Genomic DNA, 17,745 nt, shown 5'->3' with positions numbered 1-17,745 from the left:
CGGAACAATAAGGTGAACATAAGCTTATCCTTTCAAACCTATCTGATAACAATTTCGTCGCCCTCTTTAAGACCCGATTTTATCTCGGTCTGAGAGCCTGTAGAAAGTCCTGTTTCCACTTCAACGGCAGTTTTTTCACCGTTTTTCAGCACATAAACTACCTTTGTGCCGTCAACCTTTTTTATCAGATTATTTGAGATAACGATAGCGTCCTTAACGCTGTCGAGAACAAGTATCGTATCTGCAAGCTGACCCACTGTTTCCGCAGGGGCGGTATCCTTGAAACGAACATAGATAGTATCCGCCTGATAATCTATACCTGTATCGTCAACATTATTGTGATCCTCTTTCTGCTCTTCCTGATAATCCGCAAGCTTTTTAGGGGTCATAAAAACAACACCGTCATAATAATCCTCGCCTATCCTTATCTGCACTTCTGTGTCGATATCATACTGGGTGAGGTCGTCAGGCTGTATTGCGATATAAAGAGCCGAAGTATCTATAACAGTTGCGATAGTCTGACCCGGATTTACGTTGTCGCCTGCTCTTACGTCAGAGAGTGAAGAAACAACGCCGTCTATAGGTGATTTCAGGCTTGAATCCTCCTTCTGAGCCTGAAGCTTTTCAAGCTCTTTTTCAAGAAGCTGAACGTCAACATAAGCAGAGTCTATCTCTGCCTGGGAGCCGCCGCCCTCATAAATTATATCAACATTAAGCTTTGCTTTTTCGAGATAAAGCTGTTTTTCTTCTATCTGATAGTCAAGATCATATGTATCAAGGTCACAGATAACATCACCCTTTTTGACCTTATCGCCTGCTTTTACATAAAATTTTGACACTGTACCGCTCTGCTTTTCATAAGAAAGAGTATACTGATTTTCCGCTGTGACAGTGCCTGTGGCGACTATCTTCTTTTCAAGGTCTTTTTTCTTTGCCGTCACTGTGGAATATGTAACATCGCTTGCCTTCACGGTCGGCGCATCAAGGACTTCCTCCTCGTCAGGAAGCAGATAGCAACCCCCTGCGGAGAGGCACATTATCGCTGATACTGCGGCAGCAAAAAGCTTTTTTAAATCAACTTTTATATTCATGTTCAGACTCCTAACTGAATATTTTTATAAACAACTTACCATGGGCAATAATACCCAAAGTAATTATATCAAAAAAAAGATGTTTTTTCTATACACGATTGTACTAAATTAACCTGACATTTCAAAGCAATATGCACAATTGCGTTGCTTTATATATGTACAAATTTAATAAGCCTTAAATATATGAACATAAAAAGGGCTTCACGCAAAAAAAAGTCCCGCACCGAAGTGCAGGACTTTTGATAAGCTTATTTGCAAATTAGTTTGCAAGACCTGATCTTTCAACACCCTCGATAAAGTATCTCTGGAGAAATACATACATAACAAGGATAGGTGTGATAGAAAGCAGACAACCTGCTTCAAGCCATACGATTATCTGTCTTACAGATACCGCCTGACCGTCGAAGAGCTGCTGAGTCAGGTTTGTATTCAGGTTCTTCAGCATAAGAGCAACAGTGTCGTTCTGTGTGAAGAATGATGATGATACATAGTAGTCGTTCCAGTACCAAACGATAGAGAACAGGAATACTGTCAGGAACGAAGACTTTGCGTTAGGACACATGATAACAAGGAATGTTTTCAGTGGGCTGCAGCCGTCGAGGTATGCAGCATCTTCAAGCTCCTTAGGAAGTCCTCTGAAGAACTGACGGAAGATGAAGATAAACAGACCTGCACGGAGTCCGTTTGCAAACAATGCAGGAAGATACATTGTCCAACCGCTGTTGATAAGCGATGTTGATTTACCAAGCGTGAATACCTTAGCGAGCCACTCTGGCTTGAAGTAAGCATACTGGAGGTAAAGTGGGATAGTTGTGATCTGTGGAGGTACGATGATCATAAGAACAACGATACCGAACAGGATTCCCTTACCTTTGAACTTAAATCTAGCGAAGCCGTAACCTGTGATAGAGCAGGTGATAACCTGAAGGACAGAGGCCACGAGGTTAAGGATAACTGTGTTTACAACAGTATCTTCAAACTTCATTACTCCCCAAACGTCCTTGATGTTATCAAGTGTGAAGCTCTTAGGGATCCAAACTACTGACGGGTCGTTCATCTGCTCATTTGGTCTGAACGCAGTTGAAAACATGAATATCAGTGGATAGAGGATTACGAAGCACAGACCAAACAGGATGAGGAATCTGAAGAACGGCCAAACCATTCCGATCGCTCTTCTTCTTCTGTTATAGCTGATCTGCTCAGGGGTGAGATATTTCTCAAGACCATCCTCTTTCATCTTCTTATAACGGGCTTTAATAGCAGCCTTTCGTTCTTTTTCGAACTCTTTTTCTTCTTTTTTAGTTGCCACTTAAATCCCCCCTTATTCTACTTCATAGTAAACGAACTTATTAACAAGTGCTACGACAAGTGCAAGGAATACTGCTACGATAAGGAAGTATGCCCAAGCCATTGCCGCTGAGTAGCCATGCTCCCAGTTGCTTGCCTTGTTAAGAACGATCGTCATAACTTCGTTCTGTGGATCGACGAATGAGTCAACGATTGTATAAACCACGCTTGAAAGTATCATTGGGCTGATATAAGGAATTGTGACTTTCCAGAAGAACTCCCATGAAGTTGCACCCTCGATCTGGGCTGCTTCCTTAGCTGAGAGCGGGATACCCTGAAGTGCTGAAAGCACCAGAAGTATCTGGATACCTGAGTTCCATACAAGGTTCAGGATGTCGGTGGTCAGCGAGTTTATTATCTCAGTGAGCTTATCACTGATGTTGTAGATACCGAGGAAGTTCAGCAACTGGTCAACGAGGTCAGCCTCGAACATTGAGCTGAACTGCTCAGATCCGCCTGCGTATCCGCCTGTGCTCATGTTACCGTTGATGATGTCGATAACAGGACCTGTAGCGATGATAACAGGGAGGAAGAATACTGATCTTGCGAATGTTCTTCCCTTGAATTTCTGATTAAGGATAACTGCGATAAAGATAGAGAATATGAGGATAAGAGGAGTTCTCAAAACCGTATTCTCGATCATTGCTACCAGAGCCTTGGAATAATCCTGATCCTTACGGAAAGCGTTTACATAGTTTTTCCAACCGATAAAGGTCATTTTCATTCCGCCCTGAGTTACCTCAGTTTTGTTGAATGAGTAAATGAGAGATTCTATAAGAGGCAGGATAAAGAAGTAGATAGTACCCAGCGCCCAGATCGCTATAAATCCGTAGCCGTAAAGTCCTTTTCTTTTTTCATAAGAAAGTCTGTGCTTCTTTTCCTTCATCACAGGTGCAGGAGCGACTGCCTCAGCGGCAGGCTCTTCTGTGACTATCTCCTCTGTTGAAATATCTTCTGTAACAGCCTCAGCGTCATTTTCCTTTTCGACTGTATCTTCAAGATCCTCAGCCTTAACAGCCTCGATCTCTTCAGGAGTGTTTTTGATCTCTTCGCTCATTATTCTGTCAAACCTCCTTCTATACAATCTGCAAGGTCATAGACCTCTGTGCCTACGGTAGCTGTTGCGTTCTTCTTATCAACACTGATAACAACGTCTGAAGCTCCGTCCTTTGAATAAGTTGTGGTAAGAACGTTCTTGTCATCGCTCAGCTCATACTTTGTGATCGTATAATCTGAAACGCCTGAAAGTATGCTGCTTACCTTTTTGTACTGATTAGCCGCAAGATCTGTCCAGCCTGCATAGTTTGAATAATACAAGTCGTCATATTCTGTATCCTGAAGCGTATCAGCGTCAGCGTATGTCATATCATAGTGTATCTGTGAGCCTGAAGCCAGTGAAAGCAGGAATGTTTCATCTGAATTTGAGCTCTTATTGATAGGTGTTGAAGCGTAGTCAACATATCCGTGAATGACCATCTGATAGAACGGGATATCGAAATCTGTTACGTTGAATCCACTGGAGTAAACAGGAACGTTTGAAACGTTTGTTACATATGGGAGAACGTAAGAGTTCGCACCGTCTGCGAATACTGTACTGATCTTCTCGCTCGCACTCTTATAGCCGTCAACGATAGTATTCATGGTCTTGCTTCTGCTTGAAGGATCCTTCTTTGAATAGTCAGAAACAAGCTTTGTTGAATAATCACCGAAGCCGATAGAAGTGAGCTTTTCATCAGTATAGCTCTCGAGCATTTCTGTGAACACATTCGAGTACTTGTTTGGTGTGAGCAGAGCAGGTGAAACTCCCTTTTCTGCAACACCGAAGGCTGGGCTGTATGATGACTGTCTTGAATAAGCATTTGAAACTCTGATAGCTGTGCTTGTAAGAGTCATATATCCCCATGAACCACTGTCCATCTTGAAGTTGTTCATTGAAGGAACGATCTTCATATTATCGTCCTTTGAGATAAGCTTATCGAATGCGCTTGAACCACCAAGCTTGCCGGACGGAGATACCTCTGTGGATATCTTGTTCTTGATAGAGTCATTTGTCCAGTCGTTATAGTTGACAGTTATGTTGTCAACTCCGCCGTCCTTGAGGATATCAAGTATGTCGGAAGCCTGATCGAAGCCAGTGATCTCTGTTTTAAGATTGAATGGGATACCGAGAATAGAAGTATCCTTCATAACGCCGCCATAAAGGTCAACGTAAAGATCGCTCTTATTTGCCTGAGCCTTAGCTGTAAGACCCTTATTATTGATAAGGTAGTTTCTGTAGACCTCAGCGCAGTCAGCGTAGTTAAGATCCTCGCCGTTGTCTGAATCAACAGGATAATAACGAACTCCAAATCTCTCGGTCTTTATTCCGTTTTTCTCGAACACTGTGATCTTGTTTGAGTTATCACCGCTCATGAAGAATGAGTCTGAGCTTCTTGTTTCAAACTCGAAGTAACAAGTGTTGTAAGCCTGCTTTTCCTGTCCGCATACCTGAGCGTGAGCATAAACGTTTGACTCACCGTCAGAAGCAACGCAAACAAGTCCAGATGAACCGCTTACTGTTGCAAGGACCGGCATATAAGCCTGCTGAGTGGTTCTTGGAGCTGTTATTGGAACGGCTGTATAATCTCTGCCGAATACCTGCTGATTATAGTCAGCGTACTCGGTCTTGCCGTTGTTGTAGTTTATTACAGCACCGCTTCCGTCAGGAACTATCATATAGCCTGTCGCAGTTGAATCAGCAGCGCCGAAGTTAGGGCAGAACTCGATCTTTGTAAGCACCTTTCCGTCTACCTGAGAAGTGTTTTTCTCCTCGATCTCATCTGAATCGCAGTAAACATAGAGGTTATCGTCCTCAAGAACATAGTGTATCTTGAGCTTCACACCATCAGAAACGTAGTTATATGTAGCAACAACGCCGTCTGAATTTTTCTGCCATTTTACTTTTGCCTTGTTGGAGTAAACCGGAGCAGGGGACTCTGTTCTCTTTTCCTGTCTAAGGTCACCGACTCTGATAGCGGCACTTGCAGCGATCTGCTTTCTCTGGGCATTTTTCATTGCTGTGCCCTTAACTGTGTCGATAATTGTCTGGTCAGCCTGAACATTTATAGGCGAAGTCCACCAATACTTACCTGAAGCCTTTACATAAAGACAAAGTCTTTCGTTTTCTTCGTCAAGATAAAGAGCTATCTTGTCGTTCTCTGTTATCTTTTCGCACATTGCAAGAGCTTCTTCGTCAGTTATAGGCTGAACCTCGTCGTCCTTGCTTGCTGTAGTAGTTGTTTTCTCATCGGCTGCCGAGTCTTCAGCAGCTTTATCGCTGCTTTCGTCGGCAGTAGCTGCTGCGTCGGAAGCGTCAGCTGAGCTTGTATCATCAGCCGCTGAATCGACACTGCTGTCAGTATCCTTTACTGCGGCGCTTGAATCAGCCTGGCTTGAACTCTCGTCAGTGGAAGAAACCACCATTGACCCCAGAGGCATCAGCATTGTAAGGCAGATAGCAAAGACAACTGCTTTCTTGTAACTTTTGTTATGCATTTATTATTTACACCACCGTTTCTGTTTTAGCCTCTGATCCTGTACATGATCTCAGTATAAACTGAGTACCCGAATACATATACCTGCTGGAACAATGAAAGGAGAAGTATCGCAAGGAACAATATAAGAAGCATTGCGATGATCGTACCAATAATTGAAGCAAGTGTTTTTCCGAATGAATACTGGTGAACGGCTCTCATTGCCTGCACCATAAGGATAACAGACCAGCCGATGCCAAGATACTGGATTGCTGTGATCCAGATCGACTCGTCCTGTACCAGAACGTTTGAGAAGATCACTGCGATAAATGTGCAAACGATGTAAGGAACAAGAGAATATGCAGAATAGATGCAGATCTTTTTAAGTGTACCTTCACCGTCGAGAAGTGTGCATATTGCCCAGTTGCCGAGTACCCAAGTGAAGAAGTAAACTACAGACTGAACGATAAGCGGAACAACGTTGAATACTTTAACGTAGCTGTCATTGAACTGGAAGCCTGTGAGCTGTCTGTCAACGACCATTGCAATAAAGAGGAAGAGAACTATGAGCATCGATATTTTCATTGAGCCTTGTTTCTTCCATCTCAGGTCCTCAAAGCCCTCAACAGGGTGGAAAACACAATGCTTGAGCCAACCTACCGGAGTAAATTCATACATATCAGTTTCCCTCCTTCTTTTTGCGCTTGATGAGCTTTATGCCCTTTTTCTTAAGAACTGCTTTTACAATGAGAAGGGCGATCAAAACGATAATAACTATCATTATCACTGTGAAGTTATCTCTAAGCCATTCTTCTCTTGCATACTTGAACGCCTTATCGTAGTCGTCCTGATCGTAAGCTGTTTTGAAGTAATCCAGAGCCTTCATATACTCGCCGTCGTTAAGGCAAGCCTTACCAAGTCCGACATAAGCCATTGCATAGCCGCCGTCTCTCTTTATAACTTCTTCCCAGTCAGCTCTTGCGTCTGAATATCTACCCTCGTCATAGAGGAGAACTGCTCTGTGAACGACATTACCGAAAGTTGTTTCAGTATAAACTGTGATATCGTTCTTTGTTCCGTCAAGGATATAGACCTCGTTGCCTCTTGCTTCGATAGCGTTTGGTCCAAGGAAGCTTCCTGCCTGATCAGAAGTGGAGTTCTTTGTACCAAAGATGCAAAGAAGATTACAGAGCTTATCATACTGGAACACTCTACCGTTCTCATAGTCAAGAACATTTATTGTTCCGTTGTCAGAAACGCAGATATCTGTAAGTCTGCACTTATAAGTTTTATTTGTTGTTGAATCATACTCTGAAGCAACGTCACCAAATGAATACTCATCGCCGACTGCGTTATCCCAGATGTTATAACCTGCTGGGTTAAGCTTCTTAACAGCGTCGGTCGTAGTATTTGCAGCCTCAGTAACAGTGTAGATAAATCCGTCTGCGTCGATATCGAAGTTTGCATACTCGACTGGAACGTTTCTTGTCATTGCTGAGATCTGCTCGTTTGAAGCGATCTTTCTCCACAGCTTCTGAGCGATAACGGCAGCTGTTACCTCAACTCGGTTCGCACCGTAGAAGCCCTGGAACTCGCCGTCCTTATTGAACTGAACAGAACCTGTGTTTACTGACTTACAAACAACGTAGATATTCTCTGCCTTATCTGCAAGTATCTTTGAAGGGTTGAATGTTTCGGAATCATAAAGCTTTGTGTCAGGCTTTGTGTATTCCTGCACCAGAGTCATTTCTGTGCCTGACTCAACAGTACACTTAACAGCCCTTGAATTGTCTGTATCTGCGATGTAAACATAAAGCTTATCATCAAAGATGCTCTTTTTGACATATATGCCGTTAGGATTAAGGAAGGTCGATCTTCCGTCCTCGCCTACAGATATTTCTGTAGAGCCTGTGAATCCGGTATAACAGCCTGTTACCTTAAGATCAGTATCAAGACGGAGTATTCTGTTGTTGCCTGAATCGCACACCCAGAAAGTATCGTTGTCCTGATCGTAAAAGAGGTCTTTTGCATCTGAGAGCTTTGCAGGAGCGTCATCGCTTATATAAAGCGGGTCGCTCGGATCTGAAAGCCTGTCAAGACCCATATCTGCACCTGTTACAGTCTTTTCTACACGGTAGGCACTCTGCGATGGGATCGCATCGTCCCAATAGTCGTAGTTATAGGCTGTATAAGGCTCATCTGCGAAAGCAGTCACGGTCATGGTCAGCGCCAGACCTGCTGCAAGTGCCGCAGAGATCATTCGTTTTAGAGAGATTTTATTTCTCGACACTACTTATCACCTTTTTTCCTTTTCTATAATCTAAGTTCAAATTAATCCTTCATACCTGAGTTAGCCATTGTTTCCATGACGTTGCCCTGAGCTACAAGGAATACGATCAGTGGTGGTATCAGAAGTACAACTGCTGCGGCAAATGTAACGCCCTGACGAGCAAGACCTGCTGCTGTGATCTGCTGTACAACTGTAGGTAGTGTTTTGAGCTGCTCGGAGTAGATAAGTGCTCCGCCCTGAATGTTCCATGCTCCCTGGAAAGCGAAGATGATAAGTGTCATCAAAGCTGGCTTTGAGTTTGGAACGACGATCTGCCAACAGATCCTGAACAGACCTGCGCCGTCCACCTTAGCCGCTTCCACCATGGAGTCGTGGATGGTTGTCATGCTCTGACGCATGAGGTAAAGACCCATTGATGTTGAAATGCTTGGGAGGATCAATGCCCAGTATGTATCGATCATATGGAGCTTAGCCATTACGAGGAACTGCATGATCCATGTTGCATTTGAGGAGAACAGGAGGGCAATAACGATGATCTGGTTAATGACCTTGTTTCCTGGAAATTTACACTTTGCAAGAACGAATGCTGCACAGCAGCAAACGAAAAGGTTGCAGATACAAATTACTATTGTAATAAAGAAGCTGTTGAAGATATATCTTGACAGCGGTACCTGCCATGAGCTTGCGGCTACCTTGAACATATCTGAGAAGTTGTTGGTAGTCGGATTCAGTACATAAAGCTTTGGAGGGAACACGAACAGCTCCTCAACAGGCTTCATAGACTGGATAACTGAGTAATACAGCGGGAACACCATGAATGCACCAAGGAGACAGAGGAATACGAAAATAACTATATCTCCGCCAAGAGAACCATTGACTCTCGCCTTTTTCTCTTTGACCTTCAGCTTTTCAATAGACTGCTGCTTTTTTCTTTTTCTAGCCATTTTATATACTCCCCTCCTTTAGTCAAGATACTTGCCTAAGAGCCAGTTGATACCCTTATTGGCAAGGAGCATTGCAGCGAACAATACGAAACATATTGCTGACGCATAACCCATTTCGTAACGAATGTTACCATAGTCTGTTGCGTGGTTCATGATCGTGTGAGCTGCATAGTCTGTTGAAGGCAGACCTACGAGGTTCTGACCAACAACACCGACTGTGAATGATGCTGAGATCTGGATAACGGCAGCGAACAGAAGCTGTGGTCCCATTGAAGGGATAGTGATGTAGAAAAGCTCCTGCCATCTGTTCTTGATACCCTCGATAGCACCTGCTTCGTACATTGACTTATCAATGTTCTGGAAGCCTGCACGGATAGCAAGGAAGCCTGCACCCATTGACATCCAAAGCTGAACGATGATAACAACTGTAAGGATATAGTTTGTATCTGTGAGCCACTGTGCAGGTTCGTTCAGGATACCCAGATCGATAAGCACAGCGTTCAGGTAACCGTAGGAGTCACCTGACAGGATAAGCTGCCAGGTAACATATACGGAAGTTGTCATAGAAGGTGCATAGAACACGAATGTGAAGAAGGTTTTGAGGAATGCGTTCATCTCGTTTATCAGCCAAGCAATGATAAAGCTGAGGATATAAGAGAACGGTCCTGTGAATATCGCAAAGATAAGAGTGTTTCTTACTGCGATAAGGAATACGTCGTCGTTAAGGAACAGCGTATAGAAATTTGAAAGTCCTACGAACTTAGGAGTTTCGATCATGTTAAAGTTTGTAAAGCCCATTGGCAGCGACATTACGACAGGCACTACCGTGAAGATAATGAACAAAGACATGAAAGGCAGGAGCATTGCATAGCAAGCCTTGTTGGTTTTCATCATGTGCCATGTGTACTTCCACTTGCCCTGTTTTATCATAGGCGCTTCAGGATTGGTTTTGGCCATTAGTTACTCCCCTTTCATTAATTGTCGTACAGACCAAGATCTTCAAGCTTACGAGTGATCTCGTCATTGATATCCTTATTGTACCAGAACAGTGTATCACGAGCGTTGTCGTAGTCATTAACTACAGCTCTGAATGCGTTCATAACGTTTCTTGTTACACCGTAAGATGCAGGAATGATCGGGATCTCTACCTGTGAATTAAGCTGGTCAAGAAGAAGATTTACTTCTGAAGTTGTCCAAGACAACTGCTGAAGAGCTTCTTCGTTAGCTGTTGCATATCTACCCATTGTACCAAGGATAGACTCGATGTTGTTACCGTACTTGACCTGAGCGTCAGTTGAGGTGAACCACTTGATGAAGTCCCAAGCGCCCTCCTGATCTGCTGCCTTTGTGAAGATAATAGCACCTGAACCATTGGAGTTTGCTGCGTGGTTGATAGTTCCGTCTTCCTGAACAGTACCAGGAACTGGCTGGAATCCCCAGCAGCCCTTGATCTCAGGAGCGGCTACAGAAAGCTGGTTATAGAATGTGTAGTTCTGGATAACTACTGGCATATCACCTGTTCTGAAACGTGTGAATGCGTCATATGTCTGCTGGAAGCTGTATGTTGTATAGAACTTTGTCCAAGTATCGAAAGCGTTTACAGCCTCCTGAGTATCGAATGTTGTCTTTGTCTGCTCTTCGTTGTAGTAGTTAAGACCCTGCTGGAGAAGAAGCATAGCGAATGTGTTACCAGGCTCTGTGATAGCAGATACCTGAGTTGTTCCGCCTGTGCTTGTCATTACAGGGAGGATAAGACCAACTTCAAGGTAGTTTCTCTGAAGTGTTGGCAGGCAGTTAAGAAGTCCGTCCCAAGTGTTAAGATCTGTTGCTGGGTCGATATCGTACTCGCTGAGGATATCAGAACGATAGAACAGCATTGGGAAGGTCTGGTCACATGGAAGACCGTATGTACCGCCGTTGTACTGATAAAGAACAGTAGCGTCGTCTGCAAAACGTGTCTTTACCTCGTCAAAGTCGCTGAATGTGGTGAGATCTGTAAGAACGCCACGGGCTGCAAGCTGGATAGGGAAGTCGCCGCCCATGAAGAGAGCGAGGTCAGGACCCTTGCCTGCAAATGTAGCCTCAACGATACCACCCTGAACGAGCTTAAGATTGATCTTTGTTTTAGCTGTTGGATTGTATTCACTTGAAATGAGCTGCTGGAGAGCCTCAGCGTTATCACGACCGAGCATTACCCAGCACTCCATAGCGCTTTCGTCCTCATCGGACAGTGCGTTGTAGTCCTCAAAGAATGAACCGATAAAGCCCTTGAAGCCGAAGCCAAGTGAGCCAAAGAATGACTTGTCACATGAAGTGAAATCCTGATCGGAAGTAGCTACCTCGATCATATCGACCTCAAGAGGCTGCTCACGATACTGGTTTACGAAAGAAGAAACCGATGTGATGTTATCCTTGATCTGTGACATCATCTCAGGGATAAGGTCAGGCTTCTTTATACACTTATCAAGAACGATAGCCATTTTCTCAAGAGTTTCAGCCTCAGTTCCGCCTGAACCTGAAAGCTTCTCGATCTCAGCCTTCTTATCTCTCAATGTCTTAGCATATTCCTTGAAATCAGGAACGATAGAAGGAATGGCTGTATCGATCATGTAGTTGTTGTATTCATCAGGATCAGGACCTGTGATCTGTCTGATCTGTCTATAGTAGCTGTTTATGTTATAAACAAGCTCGTCCAGATCGCCCATGATCTCACCGATCTCACCAGGAACTGCTTCCAGAGAAATAGTGTTTGTGCCTGCCTGGAGGTAGAAATAAAGATCGTCGCCATTTTCAGACTTTGGCGTTGTGATGCTCCAGTCTGTATCGTAGTAGAACTTTATCTGATTAGCTTCAAGGCAAGGTACTTCGCCATTGACATAAAGACGTCTGTTGGAGTACATACCTCTCATCTGATCCTGTCTGCCTCTTATACCTATCTTATAGTAGCCAGCCTTGTCAACATTGAACTCCCATGTTACTGTCTGAGTTGACTGCGTCCAGCTTCCTGAACCGATAGTATTATATCTTGTTTTAGTAGGGCTTGAGCCGTTTGCGCTCGATGTGAGATAAGAGCTCTTATCTGATGTAGGATAAAGAGTTCTTGATGACTTGTAGGCAGCAGTTTCACCCTCAAGAGTGATCTTCTGTCCCTGAGCCTGTGTCAGATCGCTGTCTGATGGTGCTGTGTAAGCAGCAGGCGCTTCATACTGATAGAAAGTAAAGCTCTTGACAGCAAACTCAGCCTTTTCAGATTCAAATGTTATCGTATGTTCGCCTGCCTCCATATAGAACTCCAGCGGCTCGTTAAAAAGTCCGTCGATGTCCTCCAGAGGAGTTTCCTGCCAGCATGGAGTCGATATCTGTCCAGGACGGATATCGTTCTGTCTTGAATCCTGTTTGATCTCAGATTCGTTGATCCATCTCTTGCTAAGCGTGATTCTTGACGCTGTTGCATATGGGCTTTCGCCGTCGATAAGCAACGAAAACTCAACGTCGTTTGTGTTGCTTTCAAGTGCCTCATATATCATCTTGATATTGTAGACGCCTGTTTCAGGAATGTTCACCGTCCAAGAAACTGAACCCTCCTGATTTGCCCACTGCATAACATCATTCTCTCCATCTACTGTAGTTACAGTGATCTGAGCGTCTGTTACTGAAGCAGGATCGTAATCCTTTCCCAAGACCTCGACTGTCTGGTCAGGTCTTGCAGCGTCGGCATACTTCTTTACATAGTTAGTATAAGAAGTCTGACGGATCGAATCGGTACCCGTCGTGGCAGCGGAGCTTCCGTCGCCTGTTGCAGAATCATCAGCAGTTGCCTGCGTGCCTAGAGTGCTGTCGTCCGCCGCTTCACTGTCTGCAAATGCTGGAACTGATGCGCTTGCACACAGAGCAAGTGCCAATGCGGAAGCAATAACACGCCTAAACATTGTGTCTTTCACTATGAATCCACCTTTCTAAATAAATTGCTTTTGGTTTTGCGAGAATCAAGCCTACTTAATTACATTCTAATATAAATAGTATAGAACCTCTTCATTATGTGATCCCCCACGGGAAATAAAGAAAATAAAACTTACGTCCCCCCCGATCTGAACAGCACGAGCTTTTCGCCGTTCTCATCAAGTTCGACCTTGACCTTATCGCCGCCTTTTATCTCAAGAGCGTCCATAAAGTCCTTCGGGAGCTGCAGCCGTCCGGATCTGTCGAGGACGATAAGCTCTTCATGAGCCGTTTCCTCGCTGTTCTCAACCAGCACGATATCTCCCATTTCATTAAGCTCCTCCACATAAGAACGCTTTCTCACGATCTCAGAGCTTGTTCTTCCATCTCTGATAGCCACCACTCTGTCGATATGATCGGCAAGCTTAAGGTCATGGGTAACGATCACTATAGTGATCTTCTCATCTTTATTAAGCTCCTTGAATATATCAAGTATCATATTGGAAGTCTTTGTATCCACCGAGCCTGTAGGTTCATCAGCCAACAGTAATCTCGGATCGTTTGCCAATGCAATAGCTATTGCAACTCTTTGCTGTTCGCCTCCCGACATCTGGTCGAGCCTGCTGTTTTTTCTTTTCAGCAGTCCCACTCTGTCAAGCAGCTCCAGTGCTTTCTGCCGTCTTTTATGCTCGCCGTTGAGCAGCATAGGAAGCTCAACATTCTGCACAGCCGTAAGATACGGCACAAGATTTCTTGCATTATTCTGCCACACAAAGCCTACGGTGTTCCTTTTATACTCCATATAATCCTTATCAGTAAACTTCAGAAGATCCTTACCGTCCACATAAAGGTTTCCCGCCGAAGGCTTATCAAGTCCTCCAAGCATATTGAGCAGCGTCGATTTACCACTTCCTGAGTTTCCGACGATTGCCATAAGTTCTCCACGCTCGACATCCAGGTCAAGTCCTTGGAGCGCCACCACCTCAACATCAGAAGTTTTGTAGATCTTCACCAGATTTTCACACCGTATCATATATTTATCATTGTCGGCAGCTACAATAGTATCAAGTTCATCACTCAACTATCTCACCGTCCTCTAATGTATAGACCTTATCAGCTATATCTATCATGCTGGGGTCGTGAGTGGTCATTATGATAGTCATCTCATCTCTCGCCACCAGCTCTTTGAAAAGCTTTACAACATGGAGCGCAGTTGCCGTATCAAGCTCGGCAGTAGGCTCGTCCGCAAAAATTATGTCAGGCTTATGTGCGATAGCTCTTGCTATAGCCACACGCTGCTGTTCACCGCCGGACATTTCCCCCGGTCGGTGGAACATTCGCTTTTCAAGTCCCACGCTTCGCAGACATTCCCTTGTGCGCTTATCCCTTTCTTCATATGGATATTTCGCAAGTCTTAGACCAAAGTCAACGTTTTCATAAGCGGTCATTCCCGACATGAGTGCCACAGATTGGAACACGAACGCCATTTTATACCGTCGTATATCATCTCTGGCTCTTTCAGAAAGCCTTGTAATATCCCGTCCACCAAACATGACCTTGCCCTTTGTTGGCTTGTCAAGCGCTCCAAGAATATTGATAAGAGTAGTCTTACCGCTTCCTGAACGTCCTCTAAGGATCGTCAGCTTGCCCTTTTCTATTTCGATGTTGATATTTTTCAGCGCATTCACAACGCTTCCGTCGCCGATCTTAAAATCACGGCACAGATCTTCAGTTGAAAGTATAGTGTCCATGCCGCATGGCTCCTTTATCACATCAAACAGGATCTTCGCCCTCATCTCATCCACTGTATTGGTCATTTTGACCTATGTAATATACTCAAACAAAGGTTAAAATATTTGTGCATTATTCACATATCGTGTCAGAAGCACACAACGACCACAACATATTGTATTTCTTGTACAATATGTTCAAATTTCGGGCAATAAATTATGCAAATCAGCCCACAATTTTATGTAAAATGCCAAAATGGGTTCATTCAGCTAATCTTAATTATATCAATTTCTCTGTATTTTGTCAAGGATGTTAAACGTTTAAGATAACATAAAAACGAGGCTTGCGGAGGATTTAGTCACCTTAAACAAACTATAAAATCATTTTTTGTGCATTTCGCAATAAATCTTGTCAAAAAAGGTTGAAAACTCTGTAGCCGTCAAGATTTTAGCTTTCAATTAATAATAATTTTACATTTTGAAGAATAAAATCCGAAAAATTTCTACCGATATGCACAAAAAACATTTGATATATTTATTTAAAATATGCAAAAGCAAAACTGTTCTTAACATTATGTAAAAGGAGGCAAAAAAAACTATACAAAAAGGCATTTGTGCAATTTGAACCTATAAAAAAAGCCAAATATGAAAGAAATAAGCCTGCAATATGACGTAATATTCCCGTAAAAAACATTAAACATTGTCCTATTTATCATACAGTTTTCACATAGACAAGTATAATATTAGATAACGAAACAAGAAAGCCCCACAAGGGGCGGTTAAAATTGACTACCACGGCTCACGCCGCTGACATACCAGGAGGTTTTCATCATGAATGAATACAGAAACAACAACTTAAATGATAACAATAATAACAATTTTGAGAATAGCTATACACAGCAAAACGGATATAATCAATATCAGGCTCAGGCAGGCAGCGTGAATGAGTTCACATACAATCCTAATAAGAAAAAGTCAAAGGGCAAGAAGGTGCTTTCAGGCATTATTGCAGTGCTTTGCGTTGCAGCTATCGGAACTACTTCCATTGTAGGCTACAATCTTGTTACAGGAAAGAACGCTGTAGGCTCATCAAACAGCGGCACCGTTGTTTCAAAGGACGACAGCTCATCAAACAGTGCAAAAAGCACTGTTGACCGTTCAAATCTGCCAACTATCCAGCAGCTCTCAACTCCGTCCGACGCACTGACTATCCCTGAGATAGTAGAGAAAGTTTCACCTTCTGTTGTAGGCATCTCCTGTATCCTTTCAAACGGCACTGCAACAGGTTCAGGTATCGTAATGAGCGAGGACGGCTACATCGTAACCAACGCACACGTTGTTGACGGTGCACAGTCTATTTCAGTTGTGCTTCCTGACAGCTACAACGATACTTCAAGCAAATCAGATGACAGCAAATCAAGCTCTGACAGTAGCTCTGATGACGATGAGGACAACCTCACATACACAGCTACCCTTGTAGGCAAAGACACTCAGACTGATATCGCAGTTTTGAAGATAGACGCAAAGGGACTTACAGCCGCTGAGTTCGGCACATCTGCAGATCTTCAGGTAGGTGAAGCTTCTATCGTAATAGGCAACCCACTTGGCTTCTCACTTGCAAACTCTGTAACAGCAGGTATAATCTCCGCAACAGACAGAACGCTCACTGTTGAGGACAGGACAATGAATCTTATCCAGACAGACGCTTCTATCAACAGCGGTAACTCAGGCGGACCACTCATCAACGCATATGGTCAGGTAATAGGCATCACCTCTGCAAAGGTATCATCATCTGTGGGCGAGGGACTTGGGTTTGCTATCCCTATCGACGAGGCGCTCCCTATTGTTGAGGACCTTATGAAGAACGGTTACGTTACAGGCAGACCTAGCCTTGGAATTTCAGGTACAGACATCACAAGCGCATATTCATCTTACTATGGTATCCCACAGGGCTTCCTTGTAAAGAGCGTTACTAAGGGAAGCGGCTCTGAAAAGGCTGGTATTCAGGAAAATGATATCGTTATAGGCATAAACGGAACTGTTATATCAAACATCAGCGAGCTGAATGAGATAAAGAACAAGTGCAAAGTCGGTGACACTGTTCAGCTTACTATATACAGAAACAAGAAAATGATAAATGTTGACGTTGTTCTCGGCGAGTCCACAGAGGACACTTCTGAGTCAAATGACAACGACCAGAACAACAATAACAATAATAATAACAATAACAACGACGACTACAACGATTACTATGGAAACTATGGCAATGGTCTTGGCGGCTATAATTACGGCTACGGTTTCTAAATAACAAAGCTTTCTTCATATTTTTCATATTCTTTTACTTCAGGGAAAGAGCTGTTCCGAGAGATCGGGACAGCTTTTTTCTTGACTTTCTTCTTGACAGAGGGTCAAAGCAGTGTTATTATAATAAGGTATACTATTAAGGCAACACCGCACAAAGCCCACCTGACGGTATTGCCTTAAACGAGTACACTTCTTTATTTTGCAAAGGTCGGTGATTTTATGACAAAAGAAGAATATCTTGACTTTTGCGGTTCTATTGCAGGTGCGACATATGACCAGCCTTTCAACGAGGACTTTCAGTCCACTGCACTGCGCCACTGGGACACGAAAAAGTGGTTCGGGCTTTTGATGCTCCACAATGACAGGTGGATAGTAAACTTAAAGCTAAAACCCGAAGAAGTGCTGTTTTACAGGGATATCTACAAGGGCGTGACGGAAGCTTATCACATGAACAAGGTCCACTGGATAACATTGTATCTCGACAGCGACGTGCCAACAGAGGAGATAGAAGATCTTACCCTCAGAAGCTTTGAGCTTACAAAGAGTAAAGATAAAAAGAAAACCAAAAAGCGAAAGGAAGCTTTATAA

Annotated in this window: 13 protein-coding genes; 2 read left to right on the top strand and 11 right to left on the bottom strand. The window is 43.6% G+C overall.

The features are described 5' to 3' along the window. Window positions 1-38: 38 nt before the first annotated feature. From QVO88_RS04015 to QVO88_RS03965, 11 genes are all read right to left on the bottom strand, one after another. A complete protein-coding gene (locus tag QVO88_RS04015) occupies window positions 39-1,091 on the bottom strand; it encodes an efflux RND transporter periplasmic adaptor subunit (protein WP_022287242.1) in 1,053 nt (350 codons plus the stop codon). 259 nt (window positions 1,092-1,350) lie between these two features. Further along, window positions 1,351-2,400, bottom strand: a complete 1,050-nt coding sequence (locus tag QVO88_RS04010) for a carbohydrate ABC transporter permease (protein WP_022287241.1) — start codon at window positions 2,398-2,400, stop codon at window positions 1,351-1,353. 12 nt (window positions 2,401-2,412) lie between these two features. Then, a complete protein-coding gene (locus QVO88_RS04005; protein ID WP_022287240.1) occupies window positions 2,413-3,495 on the bottom strand; it encodes a carbohydrate ABC transporter permease in 1,083 nt (360 codons plus the stop codon). Continuing rightward, window positions 3,495-5,972, bottom strand: a complete 2,478-nt coding sequence (locus QVO88_RS04000; RefSeq protein ID WP_022287239.1) for a DUF5696 domain-containing protein — start codon at window positions 5,970-5,972, stop codon at window positions 3,495-3,497. The genes QVO88_RS04005 and QVO88_RS04000 overlap by 1 nt, the downstream gene beginning before the upstream one ends. 26 nt (window positions 5,973-5,998) lie before the next feature. Next, window positions 5,999-6,628, bottom strand: a complete 630-nt coding sequence (locus QVO88_RS03995; protein ID WP_022287238.1) for a Yip1 family protein — start codon at window positions 6,626-6,628, stop codon at window positions 5,999-6,001. 1 nt (window position 6,629) lies between these two features. After that, window positions 6,630-8,240, bottom strand: coding sequence for a tetratricopeptide repeat protein (locus QVO88_RS03990; RefSeq protein ID WP_147338059.1), 1,611 nt, complete (start codon window positions 8,238-8,240; stop codon window positions 6,630-6,632). 41 nt (window positions 8,241-8,281) lie between these two features. Then, window positions 8,282-9,184, bottom strand: a complete 903-nt coding sequence (locus QVO88_RS03985) for a carbohydrate ABC transporter permease (RefSeq protein ID WP_022287236.1) — start codon at window positions 9,182-9,184, stop codon at window positions 8,282-8,284. A gap of 18 nt (window positions 9,185-9,202) precedes the next feature. Further along, complete coding sequence (locus QVO88_RS03980) at window positions 9,203-10,141, bottom strand: carbohydrate ABC transporter permease (protein WP_022287235.1); 939 nt, start codon at window positions 10,139-10,141, stop codon at window positions 9,203-9,205. A gap of 17 nt (window positions 10,142-10,158) precedes the next feature. Further along, window positions 10,159-13,125, bottom strand: coding sequence for an extracellular solute-binding protein (locus QVO88_RS03975; RefSeq protein WP_022287234.1), 2,967 nt, complete (start codon window positions 13,123-13,125; stop codon window positions 10,159-10,161). A 131-nt stretch (window positions 13,126-13,256) separates the two neighbouring features. Beyond that, the gene (locus tag QVO88_RS03970) at window positions 13,257-14,204 is read right to left on the bottom strand and encodes an ATP-binding cassette domain-containing protein (RefSeq protein ID WP_022287233.1); all 948 of its coding nucleotides are present in this window, start codon (window positions 14,202-14,204) and stop codon (window positions 13,257-13,259) included. Continuing rightward, window positions 14,197-14,940 carry an ABC transporter ATP-binding protein gene (locus tag QVO88_RS03965; protein WP_022287232.1) on the bottom strand — a complete coding sequence of 248 codons (744 nt, stop codon included), beginning with the start codon at window positions 14,938-14,940 and terminating at the stop codon, window positions 14,197-14,199. Before QVO88_RS03965 ends, QVO88_RS03970 begins: the two co-directional genes overlap by 8 nt. Window positions 14,941-15,684: 744 nt before the next feature. On the opposite strand from QVO88_RS03965, the gene QVO88_RS03960 reads away from it, so the two are divergent. Beyond that, on the top strand, window positions 15,685-17,157 hold the full coding sequence (locus tag QVO88_RS03960; protein WP_022287231.1) for a S1C family serine protease: 1,473 nt from the start codon (window positions 15,685-15,687) through the stop codon (window positions 17,155-17,157). A 219-nt stretch (window positions 17,158-17,376) separates the two neighbouring features. Further along, window positions 17,377-17,745 (top strand): MmcQ/YjbR family DNA-binding protein, encoded by a 369-nt coding sequence (locus QVO88_RS03955; RefSeq protein WP_022287230.1) that lies wholly within the window; start codon window positions 17,377-17,379, stop codon window positions 17,743-17,745.

This window comes from Ruminococcus sp. CAG:57 (assembly GCF_000435935.1).
Taxonomy (GTDB): Bacteria; Bacillota; Clostridia; order Oscillospirales; family Ruminococcaceae; genus Hominimerdicola; species Hominimerdicola aceti.
The sequence above is the reverse complement of the archived record's forward strand: the minus strand, read 5'-3'. Positions and strand labels throughout refer to the sequence as shown.

Excerpts from the sequence above, each read along its gene's own strand:
- QVO88_RS03965 (WP_022287232.1), bottom strand. The coding sequence starts at position 14,940 with ATGACCAATACAGTGGATGAGATGAGGGCGAAGATCCTGTTTGATGTG.
- QVO88_RS04005 (WP_022287240.1), bottom strand. The coding sequence starts at position 3,495 with ATGAGCGAAGAGATCAAAAACACTCCTGAAGAGATCGAGGCTGTTAAG.
- QVO88_RS03985 (WP_022287236.1), bottom strand. The coding sequence starts at position 9,184 with ATGGCTAGAAAAAGAAAAAAGCAGCAGTCTATTGAAAAGCTGAAGGTC.
- QVO88_RS03955 (WP_022287230.1), top strand. The coding sequence starts at position 17,377 with ATGACAAAAGAAGAATATCTTGACTTTTGCGGTTCTATTGCAGGTGCG.
- QVO88_RS04000 (WP_022287239.1), bottom strand. The coding sequence starts at position 5,972 with ATGCATAACAAAAGTTACAAGAAAGCAGTTGTCTTTGCTATCTGCCTT.
- QVO88_RS03980 (WP_022287235.1), bottom strand. The coding sequence starts at position 10,141 with ATGGCCAAAACCAATCCTGAAGCGCCTATGATAAAACAGGGCAAGTGG.
- QVO88_RS03960 (WP_022287231.1), top strand. The coding sequence starts at position 15,685 with ATGAATGAATACAGAAACAACAACTTAAATGATAACAATAATAACAAT.
- QVO88_RS03995 (WP_022287238.1), bottom strand. The coding sequence starts at position 6,628 with ATGTATGAATTTACTCCGGTAGGTTGGCTCAAGCATTGTGTTTTCCAC.
- QVO88_RS04015 (WP_022287242.1), bottom strand. The coding sequence starts at position 1,091 with ATGAATATAAAAGTTGATTTAAAAAAGCTTTTTGCTGCCGCAGTATCA.